Source organism: Caulobacter sp. 17J65-9, from assembly GCF_010975005.1.
Lineage (GTDB): Bacteria > Pseudomonadota > Alphaproteobacteria > Caulobacterales > Caulobacteraceae > 17J80-11.
The window spans coordinates 1-3,745 of sequence record NZ_JAAIVC010000250.1 but is presented as its reverse complement, the minus strand read 5'-3'; the positions used below and the strand labels follow the sequence as shown (position 1 = coordinate 3,745).

Here is a 3,745-nt window from a genome sequence, read left to right as displayed (position 1 = left end):
GTGCTCGGCCCGCCCGATCACCGACGCCGTGGCGGCCGCCGCGCCCGCCGCCGCCCGGGCGCTCGCCGCCGTCGAGGCGCCCCTGCTGGCCCTGGCCCGCGCGCTCGAAGACCTCCTCGATGACGAGGCGGCCGAACTGGAGGGCGCCGACCGCGCACGTATTGAAGGGTCTTTGCGGGGGCTCGATAGACGCGCGCGCATGACGCTTCCGGCCTGGCGCTCCATGCTGAAGGGGCTGGAGGAGGAGGGCGTCGAGGACGACCCCGACTTCGTCGACTGGTTCTCCGCCGAATACGCCTTCGGCCGGGTGATCGACGCGGGCCTCCGCCGCCACTGGGTCGATCCGACCGTGCCGCTGGAGGCGGCGGTGATCGCGCCGGCCCACGGCGTGATGATCACCTCGGCCACCCTGTCCGACCCGGCCCTGGACGACCCGTTCGAGCTGGCCCGCATGCGCACCGGCTCGGCCCGCCTGCCCGAGCCCGCGCGCGAGCTGAAGGTCGCTTCGCCCTTCGACTACGCCTCCCAGGCCAAGGTGTTCGTGGTCAACGACATCGGCCGCGACGACCCCCGCCAGATGGCCGCGGCCATGCGCGAGCTGTTCATCGCCGCCGGGGGCGGGGCGGTGGGCCTGTTCACCGCCATCCGGCGGCTTCGTTCCGTGTACGAACTGTTGGGGCCTGCGTTGGCCAAGGCCGGCCTGCCGCTCTACGCCCAGCACGTCGATCCGCTGGAGGTCGGCGCGCTGGTCGACATTTTCCGGGCCGAGGAGCACTCGTGCCTGCTCGGCACCGACGCCGTGCGCGACGGGGTGGACGTGCCGGGGCGCAGCCTGCGCCTGCTGGCCTTCGACCGCGTGCCCTGGCCCCGGCCCGACCTGCTGCACAAGGCGCGCCGCCAGCGCTTCGGCGGCAAGGCCTACGACGACGCCATCGCGCGCGCGCGCATCGCCCAGGCCTTCGGCCGGCTGATCCGCCGCGGCGACGACAAGGGCGTGTTCGTCATGCTCGACGCCGCCGCGCCGACGCGGCTGTTCGCCAGCCTGCCCGAGGGGATCACCGTCGAGCGCGTCGGCCTGGTCGAGGCGGTGGAAGGGGCGAAGGCGTTTCTCTCGATCTAACCTTCTCCCCTTGAGGGAGAAGGAGGGACCCACGCGCCGGAAGGCGGAGCCTGGAGGCCTGCGTGGGAGGATGAGGGGATTCTCCGCAGGCGGCCGCGCGACCCCTCACCCTCCCGCGCAGACCTCCGCTTGCGCTCCGGTGCGCGGGCTCCGTCCCTCTCCCGCAAGGGGAGAGGGTTCAGGTGAGCAACCCCTCCAGCACCTTTCGCATGTCCGCCGGCACCGGCGTCGGCCGCCGGGTCTCGCGATCCACGTACACGTGCACGAAGTGGCCCTCCGCCGCGGGCTCGGGGTCGCCCGCCCGGAACAGGCCGACCTCGTAGCGCACGCTGCTGGTGCCGATCTTCGCCACCCGCAGGCCGGCCTCGACCCGGTCGGGGAAGCTGAGCGACTTCGAAAACCGACAGCCGGTCTCGACCACCAGGCCGATCACCGGGCTGACGGCGGGCTCCAGCACGCCCTGCTCGATCAGCCAGCGGTTCACCGCCGTGTCGAAGAAGCTGTAGTAGACCACGTTGTTCACGTGGCCGTAGACGTCGTTGTCCATCCAGCGGGTGTCGATGGTCAGGTACTGCCGGTAACCGGCCCGCGCGTCGCTCACAGCACCGCCCCATAGATCGCCAGCGCGTCGGCGTAGACCACCTCGCGCGGATTGTTCACCAGCAGGCGCTGCACGTTCATGGCGTCCATGGCCAGGTCCGGCAGGTCGGCCTCGGTCACGCCCACTTCGCGCAGCCGCTGGGCCATCGGCATGTCGGCGACCAGCCTGCTCATCACGTCGATGAAGTCCCGCGCCGCCAGGTTGCTGGTGCGCTTCGGCGCGGCCGGGGCGACCGCCTCGTGGAGCTCGGCGTAGAGCGTCTCGGCGGCCGGCAGGTTGAATTCCAGCACCGGGGCCAGCACCAGCGCGTTGGACAGGCCGTGCGGCACGTGGAACCTGCCGCCCAGCGGATAGGCCAGGGCGTGCACCGCGCCCACCGGCGCGTTGGCGAAGGCCATGCCGGCCAGCAGCGAGCCCTGCAGCATGGCGCGCCGCGCCGCCAGGTCGGAGCCGTCCTTCACCACGGCGCGCATGTTCTCCGACAGCAGCCGCAGCGCCCGCAGCGCCAGGCTGTCCGACACCGGGTTCTTCTTGTGCCGGCTCGTGTAGGCCTCGATGGCGTGGACCATGGCGTCGATGCCGGTCGCCGCCGTCACCGCCGCCGGCAGGCCCAGCGTCAGGGTCGCGTCCAGCACCGCCAGGTCGGGGTAGAGCAGGGGCGAGACCACGCCCTTCTTCTCGTCGGCCGGTGTCGTGACGATGGCGATGGGCGTCACTTCCGAGCCGGTGCCGGCCGTCGTCGGGACCTGGATCAGCGGCAGGCGCGGGCCTTTGGCCAGGCCGACGCCGTAGATCTCCGGCAGGCTCTGCTCGGCCCGGGCCAGCAGGGCCACCAGCTTGGCGGTGTCCATCGAGCTGCCGCCGCCCAGGCCGATCACTGCTTCCGCCCCGGCCGCGCGGGCGGCGCCGACCGCCGTCTCGACCGCGGCTTCCGGCGGGTCGGCCAGCACGTCGGAGAACAGCACCGCCTCGACCCCGGCCGCCTCCAGGCCTTCGAGGGCGGGGCGCACCACGCCGGCCTCGACCAGGCCACGGTCGGTGACCACCAGCACGCGGCGGGCTCCCAGCTCGCGAACGAACTGGCCCAGCCGCGCCGCCGCGCCGTCCTCGCAGACGATCCGGGGCGTGGTTTCGAATACGAAATTGGACATTCCTGGCCGCTCTCCCCCCGTCGCGCGTTCCATTTAGCTGCGAATCCGACCCGCGGTCTCTATATCGACGCCAGCTTCAGCGAGCCCACCGCCATGTCCGTCGAACGCAAATCCAGCAAGCTCGGCCTGATCCTGCCCTTCGCCATCGTTGGCGTGCTGCTGGCGGCGTGGTCCGTCTGGTGGTTCGTGGTCGCCCACAAGCTCGAGACCGGCATGGACGCCGAGGTCGCGAACCTGCGCCGGGGCGGCTACCAGGTCAGCTGGACCGACCGCCGCGTCGACGGCTGGCCGTTCCGCACCTTCGTGCAGATGCAGAACGTCAAGATCGCCGCCCCGTCCGGGCACGCGATCGCCATGCCGCGCCTGCACGCCGAGGCCAACACCTATGCGCTGCGGACCTGGGTGTTCGCCGCGCCCGACGGCCTGACCCTGACCCGCGGCGCCAAGGGCGACGTGCGCGTCACCGGCCAGGCGATCCGGGGCAGCGTCACCATTCCGCGCAGCGCGCCCTCGCCGCATCTGGCCCTGGAACTGCTGCAGCCGGTGTTCACCCCCGCGGCCGGGGCCGAACGCTTCCCGCTGGCGGGGGCCGGCAAGGTCGCGTTCGAGCTGCGCCCCCGCAAGGGCTCGCAGACCGACGCCGAGGCCCGCTTCGAGATCGTCGACGGCCGCGCCAGCGCCGGCGGCACCTTCGGCGACATCCTGGGCGAGCGGCCGTTCTCGACCGTCTGGGAGAGCCAGATCACCAACGCCGAGCGCTTCTCGGGCGACAACTGGGGCCAGTCCGTGCGCGCCTGGAGCGTGGTGGGCGGGGGCCTGACCAACCTGAAGGGCGAGCTGACCGCCGGGACCTCGAAGGCGAACTGGTCACCG

The 3,745-nt window shown here is 72.4% G+C and carries 4 protein-coding genes; 2 read left to right on the top strand and 2 right to left on the bottom strand.

What is annotated here, in order from left to right; translation table 11 throughout:
- Positions 1-1,120, top strand: a 1,120-nt coding sequence (locus G3573_RS20725) for a helicase C-terminal domain-containing protein (protein WP_276208765.1), incomplete at its 5' end; no start/stop codon positions are given.
- 178 nt (positions 1,121-1,298) lie between these two features.
- Here G3573_RS20725 and G3573_RS20720 read toward each other — a convergent pair.
- Both G3573_RS20720 and G3573_RS20715 read right to left on the bottom strand, forming a co-directional pair.
- A complete protein-coding gene (locus G3573_RS20720) occupies positions 1,299-1,721 on the bottom strand; it encodes a thioesterase family protein (RefSeq protein ID WP_346427425.1) in 423 nt (140 codons plus the stop codon).
- Positions 1,718-2,872, bottom strand: coding sequence for an iron-containing alcohol dehydrogenase (locus G3573_RS20715; protein WP_163263550.1), 1,155 nt, complete (start codon positions 2,870-2,872; stop codon positions 1,718-1,720). Before G3573_RS20715 ends, G3573_RS20720 begins: the two co-directional genes overlap by 4 nt.
- A gap of 93 nt (positions 2,873-2,965) precedes the next feature.
- Between G3573_RS20715 and G3573_RS20710 the strand changes: the two genes are divergently transcribed.
- Positions 2,966-3,745, top strand: a 780-nt coding sequence (locus tag G3573_RS20710) for a DUF2125 domain-containing protein (RefSeq protein WP_163263549.1), incomplete at its 3' end; no start/stop codon positions are given.

Coding starts and splice junctions, on each gene's coding strand:
- G3573_RS20715 (WP_163263550.1), bottom strand. CDS start 2,872: ATGTCCAATTTCGTATTCGAAACCACGCCCCGGATCGTCTGCGAGGAC.